Annotated in this window: 17 protein-coding genes and 5 tRNA genes; 4 read left to right on the forward strand and 18 right to left on the reverse strand. The window is 50.5% G+C overall.

Annotated elements, in window-relative coordinates; genetic code table 11:
- Positions 1-211 precede the first annotated feature (211 nt).
- On the reverse strand, positions 212-1549 hold the full coding sequence (locus AC4GL5_RS11305; RefSeq protein ID WP_490382894.1) for an aminotransferase-like domain-containing protein: 1338 nt from the start codon (positions 1547-1549) through the stop codon (positions 212-214).
- A 93-nt stretch (positions 1550-1642) separates the two neighbouring features.
- On the opposite strand from AC4GL5_RS11305, the gene AC4GL5_RS11310 reads away from it, so the two are divergent.
- Positions 1643-2239 carry a DJ-1/PfpI family protein gene (locus AC4GL5_RS11310; protein ID WP_490382895.1) on the forward strand — a complete coding sequence of 199 codons (597 nt, stop codon included), beginning with the start codon at positions 1643-1645 and terminating at the stop codon, positions 2237-2239.
- Positions 2240-2283: 44 nt separating this feature from the next.
- Here AC4GL5_RS11310 and AC4GL5_RS11315 read toward each other — a convergent pair whose 3' ends face one another.
- The 6 genes from AC4GL5_RS11315 to AC4GL5_RS11340 all read right to left on the reverse strand — a co-directional run bounded on the left by AC4GL5_RS11315 (position 2284) and on the right by AC4GL5_RS11340 (position 8605).
- Complete coding sequence (locus AC4GL5_RS11315) at positions 2284-3618, reverse strand: hypothetical protein (RefSeq protein WP_490382896.1); 1335 nt, start codon at positions 3616-3618, stop codon at positions 2284-2286.
- Entirely contained in the window at positions 3608-4294 is a 687-nt protein-coding gene (locus tag AC4GL5_RS11320; RefSeq protein ID WP_490382897.1) for an ABC transporter ATP-binding protein, read from the reverse strand. The genes AC4GL5_RS11315 and AC4GL5_RS11320 overlap by 11 nt, the downstream gene beginning before the upstream one ends.
- A 74-nt stretch (positions 4295-4368) precedes the next feature.
- Positions 4369-5730, reverse strand: coding sequence for an FtsX-like permease family protein (locus tag AC4GL5_RS11325; protein ID WP_490382898.1), 1362 nt, complete (start codon positions 5728-5730; stop codon positions 4369-4371).
- Positions 5730-7043 carry an ABC transporter permease gene (locus tag AC4GL5_RS11330; protein WP_490382899.1) on the reverse strand — a complete coding sequence of 438 codons (1314 nt, stop codon included), beginning with the start codon at positions 7041-7043 and terminating at the stop codon, positions 5730-5732. Before AC4GL5_RS11330 ends, AC4GL5_RS11325 begins: the two co-directional genes overlap by 1 nt.
- 1 nt (position 7044) lies before the next feature.
- Positions 7045-7908, reverse strand: a complete 864-nt coding sequence (locus AC4GL5_RS11335) for an outer membrane lipoprotein-sorting protein (protein WP_490382900.1) — start codon at positions 7906-7908, stop codon at positions 7045-7047.
- A gap of 22 nt (positions 7909-7930) precedes the next feature.
- A complete protein-coding gene (locus AC4GL5_RS11340) occupies positions 7931-8605 on the reverse strand; it encodes a MipA/OmpV family protein (protein WP_490382901.1) in 675 nt (224 codons plus the stop codon).
- Between the two features lie 342 nt (positions 8606-8947).
- On the opposite strand from AC4GL5_RS11340, the gene AC4GL5_RS11345 reads away from it, so the two are divergent.
- The 3 genes from AC4GL5_RS11345 to AC4GL5_RS11355 all read left to right on the forward strand — a co-directional run bounded on the left by AC4GL5_RS11345 (position 8948) and on the right by AC4GL5_RS11355 (position 11421).
- On the forward strand, positions 8948-10213 hold the full coding sequence (locus AC4GL5_RS11345; protein WP_490382902.1) for a sensor histidine kinase: 1266 nt from the start codon (positions 8948-8950) through the stop codon (positions 10211-10213).
- 37 nt (positions 10214-10250) lie between these two features.
- A complete protein-coding gene (locus tag AC4GL5_RS11350; RefSeq protein WP_490382903.1) occupies positions 10251-10892 on the forward strand; it encodes a response regulator in 642 nt (213 codons plus the stop codon).
- A gap of 130 nt (positions 10893-11022) precedes the next feature.
- Entirely contained in the window at positions 11023-11421 is a 399-nt protein-coding gene (locus AC4GL5_RS11355) for a DUF6172 family protein (RefSeq protein WP_490382904.1), read from the forward strand.
- Positions 11422-11483: 62 nt separating this feature from the next.
- On the opposite strand, the gene AC4GL5_RS11360 is transcribed toward AC4GL5_RS11355, so the two are convergent.
- From AC4GL5_RS11360 to AC4GL5_RS11410, 11 genes are all read right to left on the reverse strand, one after another.
- A complete protein-coding gene (locus AC4GL5_RS11360) occupies positions 11484-13343 on the reverse strand; it encodes a SurA N-terminal domain-containing protein (protein WP_490382905.1) in 1860 nt (619 codons plus the stop codon).
- 214 nt (positions 13344-13557) lie between these two features.
- Positions 13558-13634: transfer RNA gene (locus tag AC4GL5_RS11365), tRNA-Asp, on the reverse strand.
- Positions 13635-13658: 24 nt separating this feature from the next.
- Positions 13659-13931 (reverse strand): HU family DNA-binding protein, encoded by a 273-nt coding sequence (locus AC4GL5_RS11370; RefSeq protein WP_028303739.1) that lies wholly within the window; start codon positions 13929-13931, stop codon positions 13659-13661.
- A 119-nt stretch (positions 13932-14050) separates the two neighbouring features.
- Positions 14051-16474, reverse strand: coding sequence for an endopeptidase La (gene lon / locus AC4GL5_RS11375; protein WP_490382906.1), 2424 nt, complete (start codon positions 16472-16474; stop codon positions 14051-14053).
- Positions 16475-16690: 216 nt separating this feature from the next.
- A complete protein-coding gene (gene clpX / locus AC4GL5_RS11380; RefSeq protein WP_490382907.1) occupies positions 16691-17974 on the reverse strand; it encodes an ATP-dependent Clp protease ATP-binding subunit ClpX in 1284 nt (427 codons plus the stop codon).
- Between the two features lie 64 nt (positions 17975-18038).
- A complete protein-coding gene (gene clpP, locus AC4GL5_RS11385; RefSeq protein ID WP_490382908.1) occupies positions 18039-18656 on the reverse strand; it encodes an ATP-dependent Clp endopeptidase proteolytic subunit ClpP in 618 nt (205 codons plus the stop codon).
- Between the two features lie 79 nt (positions 18657-18735).
- Positions 18736-20055, reverse strand: coding sequence for a trigger factor (gene tig, locus AC4GL5_RS11390; protein ID WP_490382909.1), 1320 nt, complete (start codon positions 20053-20055; stop codon positions 18736-18738).
- A gap of 245 nt (positions 20056-20300) precedes the next feature.
- A tRNA-Pro gene (locus AC4GL5_RS11395) sits at positions 20301-20377 on the reverse strand.
- A gap of 32 nt (positions 20378-20409) precedes the next feature.
- Positions 20410-20485: transfer RNA gene (locus AC4GL5_RS11400), tRNA-His, on the reverse strand.
- 30 nt (positions 20486-20515) lie between these two features.
- Positions 20516-20592 (reverse strand) — tRNA-Pro (locus AC4GL5_RS11405).
- A 56-nt stretch (positions 20593-20648) separates the two neighbouring features.
- Positions 20649-20724, reverse strand: a tRNA-His gene (locus AC4GL5_RS11410).
- Between the last annotated feature and the right edge of the window lies 1 nt (position 20725).

A 20725-nucleotide genomic window follows, 5' to 3' on the forward strand; every position in this document is an offset into this window, starting at 1 on the left:
GTCTTAAGTCCGGGTACCCTAACAAGTTGATCGGAAAAAGAAAAAATCTCATTCAGTTAAAGGTTTAAACGGCTCAGGCCAAATTAACCCCATGATATAAAAGGCATTACAATAAAAACCCAACAAATCAGTCAGTTATAAAAGCTGCGCTAAAACACAACTTAAGAACTGGCCGGTCACCTTCAACCCCCTCCGGGTGATATCCGCAAACTCAGGGATACATCAGATGTACAATTGTCTTCTTGATTGACCTGAGACCTTCCTGCAACTCTTTGATAGTCACCGATCCTAATGCTATCCGCAGCGCATGAGGAACATGTGCACTGATCGTAAAGGGCTCTGCAGTTGAAACCAGCACCCTTTCCCGTTTCAATCCAGCTACAACCTGATCGGCTCTTACCTCTTCCGGCAGCGGCAACCAAAGATGATAAGCATTCGGATGGCCAGTTAGATCAAAGTCAGCCAGTTCATCGTTTGCCATGTTTTGCCGGATAGCAGCATCCAGACGTTTGCCGGACTCAAGCCGCGATAATGTCCCATCCTGAATCCACTGGCAGACCAAGGCGACCATAAGAGCAGGCGTATTCCAGATACTGATCCGTATGGCTCTTTCCAGCCGGGGGATCCATTCTTCCGGAGCCGCCACATAACCAACCCTTAAGCCGGTTGCCGCACTTTTTGAAAACCCGGAAACGTAGAGGGTGCGCTCAGGAGCCAGCGAGACGATGGGGGCCGGCGCCCCCTCATGCAAAAATGCATAGACACCATCTTCAATGATGATCAGATCATGTTTGCGGGCTACCGCTACCAGGCTTTCTCTTTCGGAATGCGATAGCACCCAGCCCATCGGATTGTGCAGCGTCGGCATTAGATAAAGCCCACAGACCCGTCTGCGGGCGCATAGCTGCTCCAGAACCGATAGATCAGGGCCGGATGCCTTCGCTGGAATAGCAACTAACTCAATTCCACGCTCTTCAGCAGCAACCTTAAAACCCGAATAGGTGAACTGATCTGCGGCAATCACGTCACCGGGTTTAAAGAGGGATTCAAGGGCCACTGACAACCCGTGCTGAGCACCGGAAACGATCAACAACTGCTCCGGCTTCACAAACACACCGTGCCGCTGGATATACGCTGAAATGATGCGTCTGTCGCGCATTCGCCCACCGTGAGGCTGATAATGCAGTAACGCCTCAAGCTCTCCGGAAGCCGCCAGCTGTCTGAGCCCCAGCCTCAACAGCTGGGTCTGGTCGGATAAAAGTGCTGAATTAAAATTCAGATCCAGAGCGCCTTCAATTTTCTCAGGCTGATCAATCCCGTGCCCCGGAGCCAGCTCGGTATCGCGGACAAAAGTCCCTCTGCCCGCTTCACCACTGACAAGACCCATTTTCTCAAGCTCCTGATAACCCCGTGAAGCCGTTACCAGAGCAACCCCTTTTTCTCTTGCTAATGCCCGATGGGTTGGCAGGCGGGTTCCCGGCGGCAGTATTCCACACCGAATCTGTTCGATGTAGTCATCCACTATCGCTTTATAACGAGGCTCAGCCATCTCAATACACCCATGACAATTTTTTTATTGTCATTATTTTGTGATTTAGCATGACGAGCTGCAACCCTAATTCAGTACAAGGAATATCCCGCTATGCATATCGCAATCCTGACATTGGACGGCTTCAACCCCCTCGACTCCCTCATTGCACACAGTATGCTCAGTCGGCTCAATGGCAGCTCCAGCTGTGTCTCCATTGCCTCGCCGGAGCCTGTGATCAGGTCCATGACAGGGCTAAAGCTTGAGCGTCAGATAGCGCTCAACGAAATTGCGACCGCTGATGCAGTACTGATCGGCAGTGGTTCAAAAACCCGCGAGCATCTGCTTAACCCTCATCTGATGTCCCAGCTCAGACTAGACCCGACACAGCAACTTATTGGTGCCCAATGCTCAGGGGCGCTGATATTGGCACAATTAGGCCTGCTTGAAGGCATCCCTACCTGCACTGATCTGACGACAGCCCCCTGGCTCTCTGAATCCGGCATCGAGATTCTGGATCAGGCCTTCAGCGCACACGGAAATATTGCGACATCCGGAGGATGTATGAGCTCTTTCTATCTGGCCTGCTGGATCGCCGCCAAACTGAAAGGAATTGAGGCGGCCAAGGAGCTGCTTCACTATGTCGCTCCGGTAGGTGAAAAGGAAGAATATCTGACGAGGATGATTGCCAATATCGGCCCCTATGTATAACGAGACAAAAAAATCACGGGAATCGAATGCCTGGAAATATTGGGTCAGAAATAGAGACGAAGCCGTGCCGACAGGGAAGTGGGCAAAGGCCCAAACTCTGAAGCCCCTGAACCAAAACCGGAGAGCAGGGACAACATCAGGTCGCTTTCATCACTGAGGGAATAAACCCCGCTGATCTGATGCAGTTGAGATGCACCACCGGACAAGGAGCTGAACAGACCGGTGTAATTGCCCTGCCAGAGGGGCGACAGGGTTTTGCCCAAACCCAGCCCCATCACCTGTTGCGACAACTGCGGCTGAATGCCCTGTTTCACTAACGCGCTCTGCCGGACAGGTTCAAGCTCCGACGGCGTTTCGGCACCGGATCCGCTGTGCAGATACTCAAGCGTGATAAGAATGCCGTCGGTGAGCGGGTTATCGGTCTGAGTCTGGTAATCAACACCAGCGATCATCTGGACGCTACGCTCTTCTGTTTTGCCTTGAGAGTTGGATAAAGACGCGTCCGGCTCATAAACCACCGCCTCGATCCGGGAGCCGATTCCGGTGAGCGTCTCCCCCAGATCAAAACTGCTCTCCCACGCGCCCCCCAGAGCAGTGCGCTCAAGCACTCTGCCGGTCAGCAGAGTCAGTTCATCACCGGATTCCAGCAGCGTGCGGTAATGCAACGCCAGGGAATCCTCAGCGGATCGGTTATCCGACATAGCATGAGAAGTGGGCAAATAAGCCAGAGTCAGTGTTGAGAAGAAGCCGGGGTAATACTCAGCGACCAGGCCATCAAGCCCGGCTTTATAATCGGTATCCAGATCTGTCGGAGCAAAGCTGCCAAACAGGTTTAACGGCTGCCAGAAGCGCCCCGTACCCCAGTCAATGGCCTGCCGCCCAAGGCTCACCCGATACTGACCGGAATCCGGTTGGTAGCGATAGAGAAGCCGATCAACCTCATAACCGCCCTGAAAGCAGGTGATTCCGTTTGACACCTCATCGCAGGAGTTCCAGAGCCGATTGTCACTCATCTCTGCGGCACGAAAGTAATCGATGGCTGGCTCAGATGCACCGTGAGCGATCGCCGGTGAGGAAAAGGTCTGATGCCGGAGTTTCAAATGTCCGCTTAGGGTGTGCTGCTGATCAGGTGAGCTTCCCGTACTCATCAGGCGCAGACTGAGCTGCTGTTGGCGGTTATCAAACAGTTCGGAGCTGTCTGCACCGTAAAACCCGCCGTAACCGGACAGGCGGGCGCTGTTCTCAAAAGACCAGCCAGCCCCATCTGATACCGCCGCCTGATCCGCCATCCTGTTATCAGCAAGTGCCGTCTGAGCAGCGGTTAAACTACCAGCCAGAACAAGTGCTATAAGTCTTCCTGCCGTTCTCTTAAGCTTCATCAGAGACAATCCGACCGTCCCGCAGGGTGATTATGCACTTGGCGCGCTCCATTACCCGTGGATCATGAGTAGAAAACAGAAAGGTGGTTTGCAGCGCTTTGTCCTGACTCAGGGTGTACATAATATCCAGCAGAGCAGTAGCATTTTCAGAGTCCAGATTCGCCGTTGGCTCATCCGCCAGCACCAGACGCGGCCCTGCCGCTAACGCACGGGCAACCGCGACCCTTTGCTGCTGGCCACCACTCAAACCGGAAGGACGCCGATCCATCTGATCTGCCAGACCGACTAAATTCAGAAAGTGCTCTGCCCGCTCACGCCGCTCTTTTTCCGGTCTGCCCTGCAGCACCATAATCAGCTCAACATTTTCCAGCGCGGAAAGCACCGGCACCAGATTATAGGCCTGAAAGATAAAGCCCAGTTCAAACAGGCGGAAATCTGACAGCTCGCTCTCGCTGAGTTGCGTCATATCCCGACCATTTAGCATCACATCACCCTCAGAAGGGGTATCCAGCCCGCCGATAATATTCAGCAGGGTGGTTTTACCGGAACCGGAGGGGCCAACCAGAGCGGCAAACTCCCCCTGCTCCAGTTGCAAATCCACATTCTGCAGCGCAGGAACTGTCAGCTCGCCCTGCTGATAAATTTTGCTGATATTGCTCAGGCTTAACAGTGCCATGGGATATCCTTATAAATTCGATTCGATACTGGAACCTGTATAGATGTCATCAATCGCATCAGGTCTTGAGTGCATCAGGTCTTAAGTGCATCAACGGGTGCGACCCGACTGGCTTTAATCGCCGGATACAGACCAGACAGCAAGGTCACCAGAAAAATACCGCCACTAAGCTGCAACACCCGATCGGTCGACAGTTCCGGCCGGATCACAGGATCCATATAGGTACCCATAATGGCGGTGCTATCCCCCATCATGCCGGAGAGATCCAGACCATTGGCGGACAACGCCAGATGCAAACCGCCTCCCAACAGCCAACCAAACAGCAGCGCCAAAAGGCTTAACAGAAAGGCTTCACAGCAGACCAGCAACATCAGCTGAATCCGCGCCAGCCCCAAAGCCCGCAAAAGACCAAACTCGCGGGTGCGCTCCAACACGCTCATCAGTACCGTATTGATGATGCCAAACAGCACCATAATCAGAATCAGCAGGAGTAAGACATAGTTACCGGCATCATCCAGCGCGACAAACTGCACCAGATCCGGCATCAGGGTTTGCCAGTCCAGCAGCGCCAGATTCTGCGCTTTTAATTCCGCACTCAAAGCGTCATTGATCTGCTGTTGCGCCAGATCGGCTCCATCGGCAGGGGCGACAAAAAGTGCGATTCGGGTTAGTGGCTGAGCGTTTTCGGTTTCAATTTCAGTGCCTGTTGCCGTTATCTCTGCCTGCAGAAACAGTCGGCCGAGTTCCAGGGGGGCGAGAATCAGATAACTGTCCAGCTCATCCATTCCGGTCTGAAAGATGCCCCGCACACGACCCAATTGCGCCGTCGTATCGCCGCCCTGCGTCCCCGCCATCAGCACCACCTTGCTGCCGAGGCGAACTTTCAGTTTATTCGCCAGTGCCTGCCCAAGTACGATGCCATTGGTTTGCTCATCCGCCAGCCACAGGCCTTTGATCAACCCCTTCTTCAGCTGTTCAGATCTTGGGTCGACTACCTGCCCCGATACCGCTTCCAAACCAACGCCCACCGAGTTATTGGCGGTACTGGCCAGCAACTGCAGGGAGATTCGGGGAATTGCGTTGACCTGCACACCCTGACGGTTTAGCTCAGCCATCGGCTTATCAAGGCGATCCATCAGTTTTTGGCTATCCGGGATCATCAGATTGTTGGAGGGTGCTTCAAGATAGCGTTCCGGCTGAATCGCCAGATGGCCATTTCCCAGGGTGATCGCATTGCGGATCATGCTGTTGTGACTGCCATCACCAATACCGATGGAGATCACCGCCAGTGCAAAACCAATGGCGATGGAGGTCAGCGTAATCAGTGTGCGCTTACGATGCCGCCATAGATTGCGCCACGCCAGCCGTAGTAACAGTTGCAGCGGCAAGCCCGCCGAACGGCCTTTTCCCACCTTGTTTTGAACATCATAAGACATCAGCGCATCACCTCCGCCGGTTTCAGCCTGATCAGCTGCCAGCTGGGAATCAGAGAACTCACCACGGCGACCACCACCATCAGCAAGCTCAAACCCGCCACCTGAGACAGATCAAGATAAGCATTCATCACCGGCTCAAACACCATGCCGCCCCAGTCATACCCATCGGGCATACGGCTACTGAAGTCGATACCGTGCGCCTCCAGCCAAAGTCCCGCCAGTGAACCTAACCCCGCCCCTAGCACAGCGGCTAACAAAGCAAGAAAGAAGGATTCGATCAGCACCAGCAACATCAGATGCCGTCCCTTCATTCCGATCGCCCGCAGAATACCCAACTCATGACGTCGCTCATGCAGTGCCATCAAGAGAGTATTCACCAGCCCCATAGACGCCAGCCCGACAATAATAAAACCGATCACCGACAGCATGGACTGGCTCATCTGCATCATATTCGCCACCATGGGCGTCAGCTGTTTCCAGCTGCGTACAGCCGCAGTGCCACCCCACTCATCCAGCGGCTTCTGTTGCTGCAAGTCAGTCATGGCCTGAATCAGCTGTTTCTGAATCTGAGGCAGCTGCTCAGTCTGTGCCAGATGGACCGCAAGTTCATGAAAACCGTTATCCAGCACCATCAGCTGCTGAAAGTTTTCAATGGACATCAGGATTCCGGCGCGATCAAAACCGGGCTCCAGAGGCTTCAGGATACCGGCAACATGATAAATCGCGTTACCGATACTGCCATCGGCGGCCTGAGTCACCAAAATCAGTTCACTGCCGGGTTTTAGGGCCAGCTTTTTCGCCAGGCTCTTGCCCACCAGCACCTGATAACCACTCAGATCAGAGCGCCCTTCTGCGATCTTATCCAGCTGAACCGTTACCTTGCTTTCCCGCTCAGGATCAACGGCACGCAGCATGACGCCAGTAGAACTGTCCTTACTACTTGCCAGTGCCGCTGCCTGCAAACGGGGCGCAAATGCCAGCTCGGGGAAGCGCTGTTCCAGTTCAGCCAGATAGTCCCAGGGCAAGGTGGCATAAAGATCCTGATCATCGATATAAGCCTGCCGGTGCAGCTGAATATGGCCACTGCTGAGATTGGTGGCGTAATGCACCATCTGGCGCGCCATCCCCTCCAGCAAAGCGGAGAAGAGAATCACAATAATCAGACCACCCGCGAGTGCAGAAACCGTCAGCAGACTGCGCACGGGATTGCGCCAGATATTGCGCCACCCCATAAAGATCAGCATACGGGGATGACTCAAAACGGAAGATGAAACGGCAGGGCCCGTTTTTTTAGCAAGAGACTCACGGGTCATATCAGCGGCCACGCTTCAGGTTTTGCAGGGAGAAGAAACGGGCATTCAGTGGCAGATCAAACTCGATGGATTTATAGGTGATCACGGTGGATTCACCGGGTTTATATTCCGGTATCAGCCGCATCACCATAGGCACCTGATAACGCCCGATCTGCTGAAGCTGTTCAAACAACATGGAACGGATCAGAGACTGCTGCTCATCGAAATAAAGTGTACGGATCGGAGCCAGTGTCTGCTGATCGATCTCTATCACCACCTTACCCCAGACCACCGCCGCATCCGGCTTAGGAATCGCGGTAATCTCGTACAGGGCGCGACCATTCCGCGTACCGTTAAAGGTGATCTCGGAGCTGTAATCCTCGGCAAACTGGCTCTCTTTCACCAGATCATCATTGGTGAAATGGCTGCCCATCCAGGAGCCGGACATCATGCTGGCGGGCACCTTGGTCACCCGGTTGATCTTCGGCAGATAGTTCCAGATATTCTCTTCCACCTTGAGGGTGGCAATGCCTTTGTCCTTAACGGGTTGCTGAATCACCACTAACGAATGCTCATCCCCCATGGACCAAGCTTCCATCTCCATCGTCCTTTGATAACGACGGGTTTTCACCTGCATCTGCATCAACGTGTGAGAGGTATTCCCCCGCCAGAGCTGATCGATATGATCCAGCAGCTGTTTGGCGGTCAGCGGATTACTTTGGGAAGTATCAGCCGATGCGCTCTGAAACCCAGCCAACATGAGCAAGGCTGTTACCAGCATCAGCCTGAACGCTTTTAAAGCGGGTCGTGATGTGTTGATTCGACGGCGACGTTCCATTCTGCTCTCCTGCATACCGGACTCTCTGGGGGAACTCAATGAGATCATTCTATCCCCTTGGGATAAAGGGTTACATCCGATAGGTCAACACCAATCCTAATGACTGTTTATTTTTCTCATCAACGATGGGGCTGTCAGTAATAGTCCCGTCCAGATGCTCAAACCGGTAGAAGCCGTGCAGCCCCCACTGGCGATCAAAGATATAGCTGGTGTTGATACCCACAAAGGAGTTCAAAGCACTTTCCGGCGCATAAGCCGTTCGCCCTTTGGCTGCATCAATATTGCTACCGGAGATACCGTACAGATGCTGCACATAATCTTCACTTTGCCAGTAGATGCCACCATGAGCCTTCAGGTTCCAACCCAGCCCCCGACCGAATAACGGGTGCTCTATTTTAGCCTCTGCTGTCAGGCCGTTGGAGTTATCGGAAATATCCTGTTCCAGCTTTAAGGCAAGGCGCTGATAACGCACGCTCGCCAAAAGCGTAAAATCGCCACCGCCGGATTTATAACCATCAAGTTCAGGAGTATCTGATGTTTTAAAACCCGGGATCCAGTCACTCTGATAACTCTCATCCCGATAACCCAGCCCAATCCCGTACTGAACAGAATCCAGTCTCATCAGGTATTGAGCCACACCGTACTTAGGACCAAAACGCCAATTGCCCACTTCCGCGTTAATAAAAGGTAATGCTGTTGACTGAGCGGATAAGTCCTTCCACGGCGTCTCCAGAAGGCTTGTCATTATTCCAAACTCCCAGCGTACCTGATCCGAGGCCTGCGGTTGCCCCATCGGCTGAGCACTGGCCGTTGAACTGCCTATCGTAAGAATAAGCCCGCTTAAAGCTATGGATTGAATAAACGCGGCGGGTTTAGACACTCCCCGGGACAAAATCATGGGCGTCGCTTCCTATATGATTGGTACTGACAATGAGTTGGAAGCAAGTATAGGGACGTAAAAAAACTGTGACTTGTGGCAAATGTCATGATGGGGATCGTGACATTTATCACATCGCTTTAAGCGTCTAAAAAGGCTACAGTTTCTGTCCGATCTTCAGATAGAAACAGCCCGGATATCACAGACCCGATGGATCAACCCCATAAGAATCAGCCTCTGCTGAAGCTTCAGTCAGGCGCTGTCCCTAAGGCTGCGGCAGAACAAAAAAGCCTCTTTCACCGGCTGAAAACTAAGCTGAAAAACCATTACGAGTTTCTGCTGGCGCTTTTCACCTGGGACTTCGTCGGCTTTTACACCTTCGACAGCTGGGTTATTGCGGACATCAGGCCTGACAATCTGCCGGAACCGAATCCACTGAATATCACACTGGTATGCGGGGCCTTTACTCTCTTTTTGCTGTATATGGTCTATACGGAATTTTTCCGGCAGCGATGGCCTGGGTTGCAAAAACCAGTACTGATCGGGACTCTTCTGGTTCTGTGCAGCCTGCTTCTCTTGTTTCATATTGGGCTGGTGGCTATTCTGCTGATTATCTATCTGGTAGCGCTGGTGGATTACGGCTTAAAACCGATACAGATCATTCCTGTGATTCTATTACCACTTTTGATCGCCCTCTGGGATGCCGGAGCCAGCGGCCAAAACCATGTCCTGATCAACGGCCTTGCCTTTACCCTCTACAACATCTTTGCCTATATGTTTGCCATTCGCCTGCATTCTGAACGGGAAGCCCGCGCCCAGTCGGCGAACCTGCTGCGGGAACTGAAAGCCACTCAGACCCTGCTCCATGACACCGCCGCCCGGGATGAACGCCTGAGAATCGCACGGGATCTGCACGATACCTTAGGCCATCACCTGACCGGCCTGAGCATTCAGCTGGAAGTGGCCAGCCACTGCAAAACCGAGCAAGCCCCGGAACATATCGCCAAGGCACAGCAGATCACACGGTTACTGTTGAGTGATGTTCGCAGCTCCGTCAGTACCCTGAGGGAACAACGCCGGATCGATCTGGCAACCGCTCTCAGAACCCTGTGCAGCAACCTGCCCAAACTTGAGGTGAATCTTGATCTCGAACCGGACCTGACCCTCTGCAATGCCCAGCTTGCGGGGGCGCTCTTTCATACGGTTCAGGAAGCCCTGACCAACTGTATGAAACACAGCGCCGCAGACCGGATCAGTATCCGGCTTCAGCAGGAACCACAGGGCCTTCGCCTCAGAATTCAGGACAACGGTAATCTCAAGGCCAGACAACCGACCCACAGTCACCAGACCGGCAATGGACTTAAGGGCATGGCCGAGCGCTTTGCGCCGTTTTCCGGTGAATTAGAGGCCGGGCACAACGCCGAGGGCTTCTTAATAGAGGTTGCACTGCCCGCGACTGAAAGCGACCTGTTTTAAGGTCGCCAAAGGCAATATTCAGATAAGGACTCGCCTTATGATCAAGGTATTACTGGTTGATGATCAGACGCTGTTACGGGAAGGGCTGAAAAGCCTTCTCGCCCTGAAAGAGAATATTCAGGTGGTGGCCGAAGCGGCTAACGGCGAGGAAGCCCTTGAGGTGTTAAGGGATACCTCTTTTGAGATCGATGTCGTACTGCTAGATATCCGTATGCCGGTTCTGGATGGCATCGGTGTTTTAAAAGCGATGCGGGAAGCACAGCTACTACAACCGGTGCTGGTGCTGACCACCTTTGATGATACGGAACAGGCACTGGAATGTATTCGACAGGGGGCAAAGGGCTATGCCCTGAAGGATATCAATCTGGAACGTCTGACCAGCGCCATTGAAACACTGGCCAATGGCGGCACGGCACTCTCCCCCGGTATTACCGACCGGATTCTGACCGCAGCACCTAAACAAAATACCGATCAGAGTCCCCTGATGGAACCCCTGACCAGCAGCGAACTCAAGGTACTGAGCCTGATCGCCGCCGGTTATTCCAACGGCGAGATCGCCAACGCCCTCTGCCGGTCAGAAGGCACCATCCGCAATCAGGTCTCCTTTGTGCTCCGAAAACTGGATGTGCGGGATCGCACCCGGGCGGTACTTAAAGCGATAGATCTGGGGCTGCTTTGAAATTAAAGGTTAAGCAAGGGTTTGCATAGCTCAACAGACACAAATCCGTTATGATGCCCGCGCAATTCAGGGGATCAGCAAAATACTGCGTGTAAAAAGCTGATCACCCATTTCAAGCCTCAGGATTCCAATGAAAAAGACATTTAAGCTTTCCCACCCGAAGATCAAATATCCTCGTCTGATTGAAGCCGCCAAAAACGAAGCCAAAAAGTATCAGAAACGTGAACGCAACAAACCCCTGCCGAAAGGCGCTGATTTCTGGGCGTTTGAGTGTAAATTCGGTGCCGATGCCGACAACGCTGAAGTGATTCGCGCCGCCGAGATCAATGAAAAGATCAGCTTTGCTGAGTCTCAGGAATGGCAGAGTTTCTATCTGGAAATCATCGCCGTACCGGCAAACCGCGTGTTTGTAGAACGTGAAGAAGAGCCGGAAGCAGAGCTGGACGACGAAGATGCCGCCGATGCTGAAACAAACGGCACGGTGCAGCAGCGCGATATGGAAGATCCGTTTGCTGATGATGATTCCTAACTTTAACCTAAGAACAAAAAAGGAAGCCCATTGAGCTTCCTTTTTTTGCATAATTCAGCGAATCATAAACGAGTGACGTCAGCCTGATTTGTAATAGCAGTTCGTAATTGCTGCGTAGTATTACGAGCCTGCGACAAATGAATAGCCTGCTCGTAGAAAGCAACAATCTCTTCTGACATCTCAGGCTGATCAACTCCGGTTACCTCAACCAGATAAACAGTGTCGCCTGCAACAATCTTTTCTACCGAACCCTGAGGTTGAGCAAAGGCTTGCTGAACCACTGCTCGCGGCACATCCTGAGAGACACGGGAGACTCCTTTCGCGGACTCAACATCCAGTTTAGAAGCTTTAGCGGCTGCCTCGAGGTCTGAATTTTCAGACTGAGCAATCAGCTCAGCAGCTATAACCTCAACGGCTGCAACCTGCTTCTCAACAGTCAAAGCCTGACGGATTTGCTCAGCAACTTCATCCAGAGGACGAACAGAGGGTTCTTTTACATCAACAGCACGTATAACAACTGCGTTGTGATCATCCAGCTCAATCAGATCACTGTTAGCTTCTTCCTGCTTAACCAGATCAGAGAAGGCCGCACGTACAACTGCCGGATGAGAAGCGATACCTTCACCACCTTGTGCTGAGAAATAGTCAGTACTCTGAACCGTCAGTTTCAGTTCTTTAGCAGGCTCCTGAAGATCCGCTGATGCGAAGCTCGCATTCGCCAGTTCCTCAGTAAGAAGCAGGTACTTTTCAGCAGCTCTTTTAGCTTTCAAATCAGCTTCAAGAGTTGGCTTTATTTCTTCAAAAGAGGACAGAGCAACAGTCTCTTTATTATTAAGATAAATCAGATGGGCGCCAAATTCAGTTACGACTGGTGCAGAAACCTCACCCTCATTCAGAGAGAAGAGCGCATTTTCGAAATCCGCATCGAAACTATCAGGCTCAACAAGCCCCAACTTACCGCCATCTGTAGCAGAACCTACATCTTCAGAAAACTCTTTAGCAAGCTCAGCAAAAGACTCGCCCTGTTCAACTCTAGCTTTAATTTTTTCAAGCTCAGCAACTGCTTCTTTTTCAGAGCGACTTTCTGTATCTAACAGAATATGAGAAGCATAATAGCTTGCCTGACTGGCACTTCGCTGCTGGTAACTGGCGTAAGCACTCTTCAAAGCTTCTTCAGTAACCTCCACATCAGCTTCAAAATCATCCTGACTGATCTGTATATAGTTCAGTTTTACACGTTCAGGCAATGCAAAAGCTTGCTGATTCTTATTATAGTAAACTTCAATCTCTGCATCAGAAACAGTGATGCCTTCTTGCTGATCGGCCTTTAATGCGATGAAACGCAGATCGCGGGTCTGACTGTCAAGAGCAACTACCTGTCGGATATATTTCTCCGGCATAAACTCACTCAGGCTCATGCCGCCCTGAAGCTGATTGATCAAAACATCCTTACGCAGCTCTTCACGGAACTGGCGAGGGGCCATGCCGACATTACTCAGCATGACCTTGAACTGATCAGCACTGAACTCACCATCTGAACCTCGGAATTCCGGTGTCGACAGGATCAGGCGATCAATCTGAAGTTCACTTACCGTCAGACCGCCCTCTTTAGCAGCCTGTAACGCCGCTTCACGATTAATCAGCGTTTGTAGTGCGCGTTGACGAATCAGGTTTTCGTTCAGGGCAGAAGGATCGGCATCGGGGCCCATTTCAGCCAAAGCCTGACGCACCTGACGTTGTGTGGATATCTCCAGCTCGTAACGGCTGATCTTTTTGTCATTAACAGTGGCAACCTCATCGCCACCTCCGGTAAACGCACCAACAATGGCGTCAAGACCAAACATCGCAAAGGTCAGAATAATAAAACCTACGATGACTTTTACCACCCAGCTGGATGACTTGTCCCTGATGTTCTGAAGCATTTAAATGTCTCTTGTGGGTTTTAATTGTGAATGGTTATTCAAAAATTGATTTGATTATAACTGTCTGAGCAGCAATACAAAATGCTGTGACAATAAATAGAATGACAAATTCAGCGGAATGTTACGCAGCGAGCAGAAGAGTAGTGTACAAGCGAGAAATCATAAAATCAGACGTAAAAAAAAAGCACATCTTGAGATGTGCTTTTTTTCAACTTGGCGGACCGGACGGGACTCGAACCCGCGACCCCCGGCGTGACAGGCCGGTATTCTAACCAACTGAACTACCGGTCCAAACCTTTTACGCTAAGATAAATCTTAGTTTACAGCGTCTTTCAGAGCTTTACCTGGCTTGAAGCTAGGTACTTTGGCCGCTTTGATTTCGATCGGAGCACCCGTTTGAGGATTACGACCGGTGCGCGCAGCACGCTCTTTCACAGAGAAAGTACCAAAGCCAACCAATACTACTGAATCACCCTTTTGCAGAGACTCAGATACAGTTTCGATCATTGCATCCAGCGCACGGCCTGCTGCAGCTTTTGGAATATCAGCAGACGCTGCAATCGCATCAATCAATTCAGACTTGTTCACTCTTCACCCCTTAACAATACGGCCAAATCGGCCAAAAACAAATGCGTAGATTATTGGTGGCTTACGCAGAAAAAAACAGGCGCAATTTATACCAATAGACCCTCTAAGCGTCAAGTAATCTAATGAGTACTTGCCTGAGATCCTTTATCTTTTCCTGAAGCAGCATCATCCTTGGCTATCGGCGCTACAAAAGGGACCGGAGTGTCTGCAAGAGCAATCTCTAAAACTTCATCAATCCACTTAACCGGGCGAATATCCAGTTCGCCTTTGATGGAGTCCGGAACCTCTTTCAGATCTTTACGGTTCTCCTCCGGAATAACAACCGTTTTTATACCACCCCTGCGGGCAGCCAGCAATTTTTCTTTCAGCCCACCGATGGGAAGCACTTCACCGCGCAGGGTAATCTCGCCAGTCATTGCAACCGTACTCTTGACCGGAATACCGGACAAAACTGAGATCAAAGCGGTCGCCATACCGATACCCGCACTTGGACCATCCTTCGGCGTAGCCCCTTCAGGAACATGGATATGTACATCTTTCTTTTCGTAGAACTCCGGATCGATTCCCCAACCCTGTGCACGGCCACGCACGACCGTCATTGCAGCCTGGATCGACTCTTTCATCACATCGCCCAGAGAACCGGTCTGAATCGTACGACCTTTACCCGGAACGGCCGCCGCTTCAAGATTAAGAAGCTCACCGCCAACCTGAGTCCATGCAAGCCCTGTAACCCGGCCAACCTGATTGTCTTCATCAGCCAAGCCATAGCTGAACTTACGAACGCCGCAATATTCTTCGATCTTTTCCTGAGTCAGCTGAATCGGATCGCTGAAACCTTCGGAACCACGCTTGATGATTTCGCGCACCGCTTTACGACAGACCTTTGCGATCTCTCGCTCCAGGCCACGTACACCGGCTTCCCGGGTGTAATAACGGATCAGCTCTAACAAAGCGTCTTTATCAAAAGTAACCTCTTTGTCTGTCAGGCCGTTCTGCTCAAACTGTTTCTTAACCAAATAGCGCTCAGAGATCGCCAGTTTTTCATCTTCCGTATAGCCCGGCAGACGAATCACTTCCATACGATCCAGCAGAGGACCCGGGATATTCATGGAATTCGACGTACAAACGAACATCACATCGGAGAGATCGTAATCCACTTCCAGATAGTGATCATTAAACTTGCTGTTCTGCTCGGGATCTAACACTTCAAGCAGGGCTGAAGCCGGATCACCACGGTGATCCATACCCATCTTGTCGATCTCATCCAACAGGAAAAGCGGGTTTTTTACACCGACTTTAGACATCTTCTGCAGCAGTTTGCCCGGCATAGAACCGATATAGGTGCGGCGATGACCACGAATTTCAGATTCATCACGTACGCCACCCAGCGCCATACGCACATACTTGCGGTTAGTCGCTTTAGCAATAGATTGACCCAAAGAGGTTTTACCGACGCCAGGAGGACCAACGAGACACAGCACAGGGCCTTTCAGCTTTTTAACGCGCTTCTGAACCGCCAGATAATCCAGAATACGTTCCTTCACTTCTTCCAGACCATAGTGATCTGCCTCAAGAACGTCTTCGGCCTTCTCCATGTCGTGAGAAACTTTGGACCGCTTCTTCCACGGCAGGCTTACCATCCAGTCGATGTAGCTGCGGACCACGGTAGCCTCAGCGGACATGGTAGACATCATCTTCAGCTTTTTAAGTTCTGCTTCCGCTTTGTCCTTAGCATCTTTAGGCATACCGGCTTTTTCAATGCGTTCAGCCAGTTCATCTGCCTCAGATGCACCATTATCCAGCTCACCCATCTCTTTCTGGATCGCTTTCATCTGCTCATTCAGATAATACTCGCGCTGGTTTTTCTCCATCTGCTGCTTAACACGACCACGAACACGCTTCTCAACTTCTAGCAGATCGATTTCGGTTTCGATAAAGGTCATCAGCTGCTCAATACGGTCCCGCACATTGGCGGACTCCAACAGCTTCTGTTTCTCTGCAACATTCAGGGAAAGATGTGCCGACATGGTATCCACCAGTCGGCTTGGGTCTGTAATATTTTTCAGAGACGTCAGGACTTCTGCAGGAACTTTTTTACTCAGCTTGGTGTACTGTTCAAACTGATTCATCAAAACATGGCACAGGCTCTCTGATTCTCGCTCTGAGAGGTCATCCTGAACACTCGGTGTGACTTCAGCTTCAAGAAAGTCACCATTATCTTTGATTTCATTCAGCTCCGCACGTACGTCACCTTCAATCAGAACCTTTACAGTGCCATCTGGCAGCTTCAGAAGCTGCAATACAGAGGCTACGGTACCAACACTGTACAGATCGTCTGAAGAAGGCTCATCAACGCCTGCTTCTTTCTGGGCCGCAAGAAAAACCTTCTTACCGTCAGCCATAGCTGCTTCCAGGGCAAGAATAGAGCGCTCACGACCAACAAATAAAGGCAGCACCATCTGTGGGAAAACAACCACATCCCGCAAAGGCAACAGCGGCAGGGTCTGCGTTTCTAGAATTTCGTTTGCTTGTTTCTGCTCCATAGCAGAACCACCTCTAAACCGGAACGTACCGGCCAATCCAATACGTTGAAAACTTATCTTTTGCAGATGGGGACATAAAAAAATAATACAACCCCTTGATCTGGCGTGAAAAAACAATCGCTAGATCAAAGTGATTTACCAACAGCCCACTAAATGGCATCCGCAAAATCAATTCAAAAAAAAAGGGCCATACAGGCCCCTTCTTCTATACAGAATTCAGCCTTTGTCTCCAGAGGCCAAATCTGCACTGTCATTACTGTATATCAGCAGAGGATCAGACTCACCTCGAATGACATTGTCATCGACGACAACTTTACTTACGCCTTCAGATGAAGGGATATCATACATTGTCGGCAGCAGAACTGACTCAAGAATAGATCGCAAACCACGAGCTCCAGTTTTACGCTCCATCGCTTTCTGAGCAACTGCCAGAAGCGCTTCATCACGAAACTCAAGTTCAACATCTTCCATCTCAAACAGCTTAGCATACTGCTTAGTCAGAGCGTTCTTGGGTTCGCGCAGAATCTTAACCAGAGCATCTTCGTCCAACTCCTGAAGTGTTGCCACAACAGGCAGACGACCAACAAACTCCGGAATCAGACCAAAACGAACCAGATCTTCAGGCTCAACATCCTGCAGCATAGCGCCAACAGACTTATCCAGCTCTTTGCTCTGTACTTCTGCCGAGAAGCCAATACCGCCTTTAGAAGAACGATCCTGAATCACCTTCTCTAGACCGGCAAAAGCACCACCACAGATAAACAGGATGTTAGAGGTATCAACCTGCAGAAACTCCTGCTGAGGATGCTTACGGCCACCCTGAGGCGGTACCGATGCAACCGTACCTTCGATCAGCTTCAACAGTGCCTGCTGCACACCCTCACCCGATACATCACGGGTAATGGATGGGTTATCAGACTTACGGGAGATCTTGTCAATCTCATCGATATAGACGATACCGCGTTGTGCTTTCTCTACGTCGTAATCGCACTTCTGGAGCAGTTTCTGGATGATGTTTTCAACATCTTCACCCACGTAACCGGCTTCGGTCAGCGTGGTCGCATCAGCAATAGTAAAGGGCACATTCAGCAATCGGGCCAATGTCTCCGCCAGCAGAGTCTTACCGCTACCGGTTGGTCCAATCAGAAGAATATTACTTTTACCCAACTCAACATCAGTCTTAGTCCGTCCGCCATGACGCAGACGCTTGTAGTGGTTATACACCGCTACCGCCAGAGTCATTTTGGCTTTAGGTTGACCGATGACATATTCATCCAGAGTTGAACGTATCTCTTTAGGCACAGGTAAACGCTCAGATTCAGCCTCTGGCTTATCTTCAGCAATCTCCTCCTGAATAATGTCATTACAAAGATCGACACATTCATCGCAGATATAAACAGAAGGGCCGGCAATCAGCTTGCGAACTTCATTCTGATTTTTTCCGCAGAATGAGCAGTACAACAGCTTGCCGCCATCATTACCGGAATCATTTTGGCCCATTCGTTACCTCGGTTACTCAATCGCAGTAGCCCGTAGGCTACTGCTAAAATTCAACAGCGCTCAATCAGCCCTGCGTTCGCTGATTCAGTACTTTATCAATCAGCCCATATTCTACTGCGGTCTCACCATCCATAAAGTTATCACGGTCGGTATCTTTTGCGATCTCGTCGATCGGCTTACCGGTATGATGAGCCAAAACTTTATTCAGCTTCTCGCGGATTGTGAGAATCTCGCGGGTATGAATCTCAATATCAGAAGCCTGCCCCTGGAAACCACCCAATGGCTGGTGGATCATCATACGGGAGTGAGGCAGACAGTAACGCTTACCTTCAGCACCGCCAGCCAGTAGAAGCGCGCCCATACTTGCCGCCTGACCGATACACATAGTGCTTACATCTGGTTTGATAAACTGCATCGTGTCATAGATCGACATACCTGCAGTTACAGAGCCACCCGGAGAGTTTATGTAGAGATGGATATCTTTATCCGGATTTTCGGACTCTAAAAACAGCAATTGAGCGACGACTAAATTTGCCATGTGATCTTCAACAGGACCAACCAGAAAGATCACACGTTCTTTTAAGAGACGTGAGTAAATATCGTATGCACGCTCGCCCCGTGATGATTGCTCAACAACCATTGGCACCAGGCCAGAATTTATAATCTCGTGCGGATTGCTCATATGCATATTCCCTTAGTAAAAATGCCTGACCCCCATAATAGAGGTCAGGCCATGAAGTCGTCAAAACGATATTTGCAGATTAAGCAGCTTCAGCGTTTTGCTCGGCAGGCTTAATGGCATCGTCGTAAGACATTTCAACTTCATTTACAGATGCTTCATTCAGTAGGTTTTCAACAACCTGCTCTTCAAGCACTGCAGACTCCAGCTGCTGACGCATCTGATCATTGTTCATGTAGTAATCAACAACCTGCTGAGGATCCTGATAAGACTCAGCCAGTTTTTCTACATAAACACGGATTGCTGCATCGTCAGCTTTCAGTTCTTTCGCTTCAACAACAGAAGCCATCAGAAGCCCCAGTTTAACACGCTTCTCAGCCTGTTCCTGGAACAGTTCTGCAGGCAGTGCAGACGCATCAAAATTTGATGGACCACCGAACTGCTGAACCGCCTGCTGACGCAGAGCATCAATTTCATTGCTGATCAGAGCTTTAGGCACATCGAACTCGTTACGCTCTACCAGAGCAGATACGATCTGTTCTTTAACCTTGTTCTTGATAGTCTGTTCCAGTTCGCGCTCCATGTTTTTCTTTACATCAGCGCGGAATGCTTCCAGACCACCTTCTTCAACACCGTAAAGCTTGAAGAAGTCTTCATCCAGCTCAGGCTTCTGCTGCTCAGATACTTTATTCACCTTAACCTTGAATACGGCATCTTTACCTTTCAGCTGCTCAGCCTGGTAATCTTCTGGGAAAGTCACGTTTACGTCTTTCTCGTCACCGGCTTTAGCACCAACCAGCTGTGCTTCGAAACCAGGGATGAAAGTGCCTGAAGACAGACCCAGATCATGACCTTCTGCTTTACCACCTTCAAATGCTTCACCGTCGATGAAACCTTCAAAGTCGATATTAACCTGATCCTGCTCCGTTGCAGCGCGGTCAACTTCGTTCCACTTAGCTTGCTGCTCACGCAGAACTTCGATCATTTTGTCCAGATCTTCATCTGACACAGAAGCAACTGGCTTCTCAACAGACAGGTCAGATACAGAACCAACTTCAACTTCCGGATATACTTCCAGAGTTGCAACAAACTCCAGGTCTTTACCTGCTTCGTTAACAGAAGCATCAATTTCAGGATAACCAGCTGGGTTCAGCTTTTCCTGAGTGATAGCCTCAACGTACTTAGTACGCATAACTTCGGAAACAACCTCTGCACGCACTTCGTTGCCATACTGACGACGAACAAAGCTCATTGGCACCTTGCCACGACGAAAGCCGTTGATACGTGCGCTTTTAGCAGTCTGTTTCAGACGCTCCTCAACTGCTTCATCAATTTGCGCTGCTGGCACCTGAATTGTGACGCGACGCTCAAGACCAGAAGTCGTTTCAACGGAAACTTGCATGAAAAATCCTCGCAATACTTTTAATGCTTCTTTATAGATAAGCCGAAAGAATGAGATTTTAAGAGCAGAAACACTCGCAAGCAAGCGGTTATCGCTCTTTCAGGGCATCTGAAGGGAAAAGAAATAGCAAAAACATTCAGACTTCAGATATCTGACGGCCAGGCTCACAGAAAACGTGCAAAGACGATAAAAATCAAGACGTTACTATTAAGAGAAAATAAAGAAGGGATCTAAAACAAAAGGAATGGTCGGGATAGAGGGATTCGAACCCCCGACATCCTGCTCCCAAAGCAGGCGCGCTACCAGACTGCGCTATATCCCGACATATAAAAACTGTTTCTGCAGAAGAGAAACTGGGGTGAACGATGGGACTCGAACCCACGACAACCGGAATCACAATCCGGGGCTCTACCAACTGAGCTACGCTCACCACAAAACATGCAGATGCATGGGTAGAAAATGGTCGGGATAGAGGGATTCGAACCCCCGACATCCTGCTCCCAAAGCAGGCGCGCTACCAGACTGCGCTATATCCCGACTTACAAGCACAACCTTAACCAAGATTGCTTAAAACACTCTGCCGAAGCAGAAACTGGGGTGAACGATGGGGCTCGAACCCACGACAACCGGAATCACAATCCGGGGCTCTACCAACTGAGCTACGCTCACC

The organism is Oceanospirillum sp. (genome assembly GCF_982874595.1).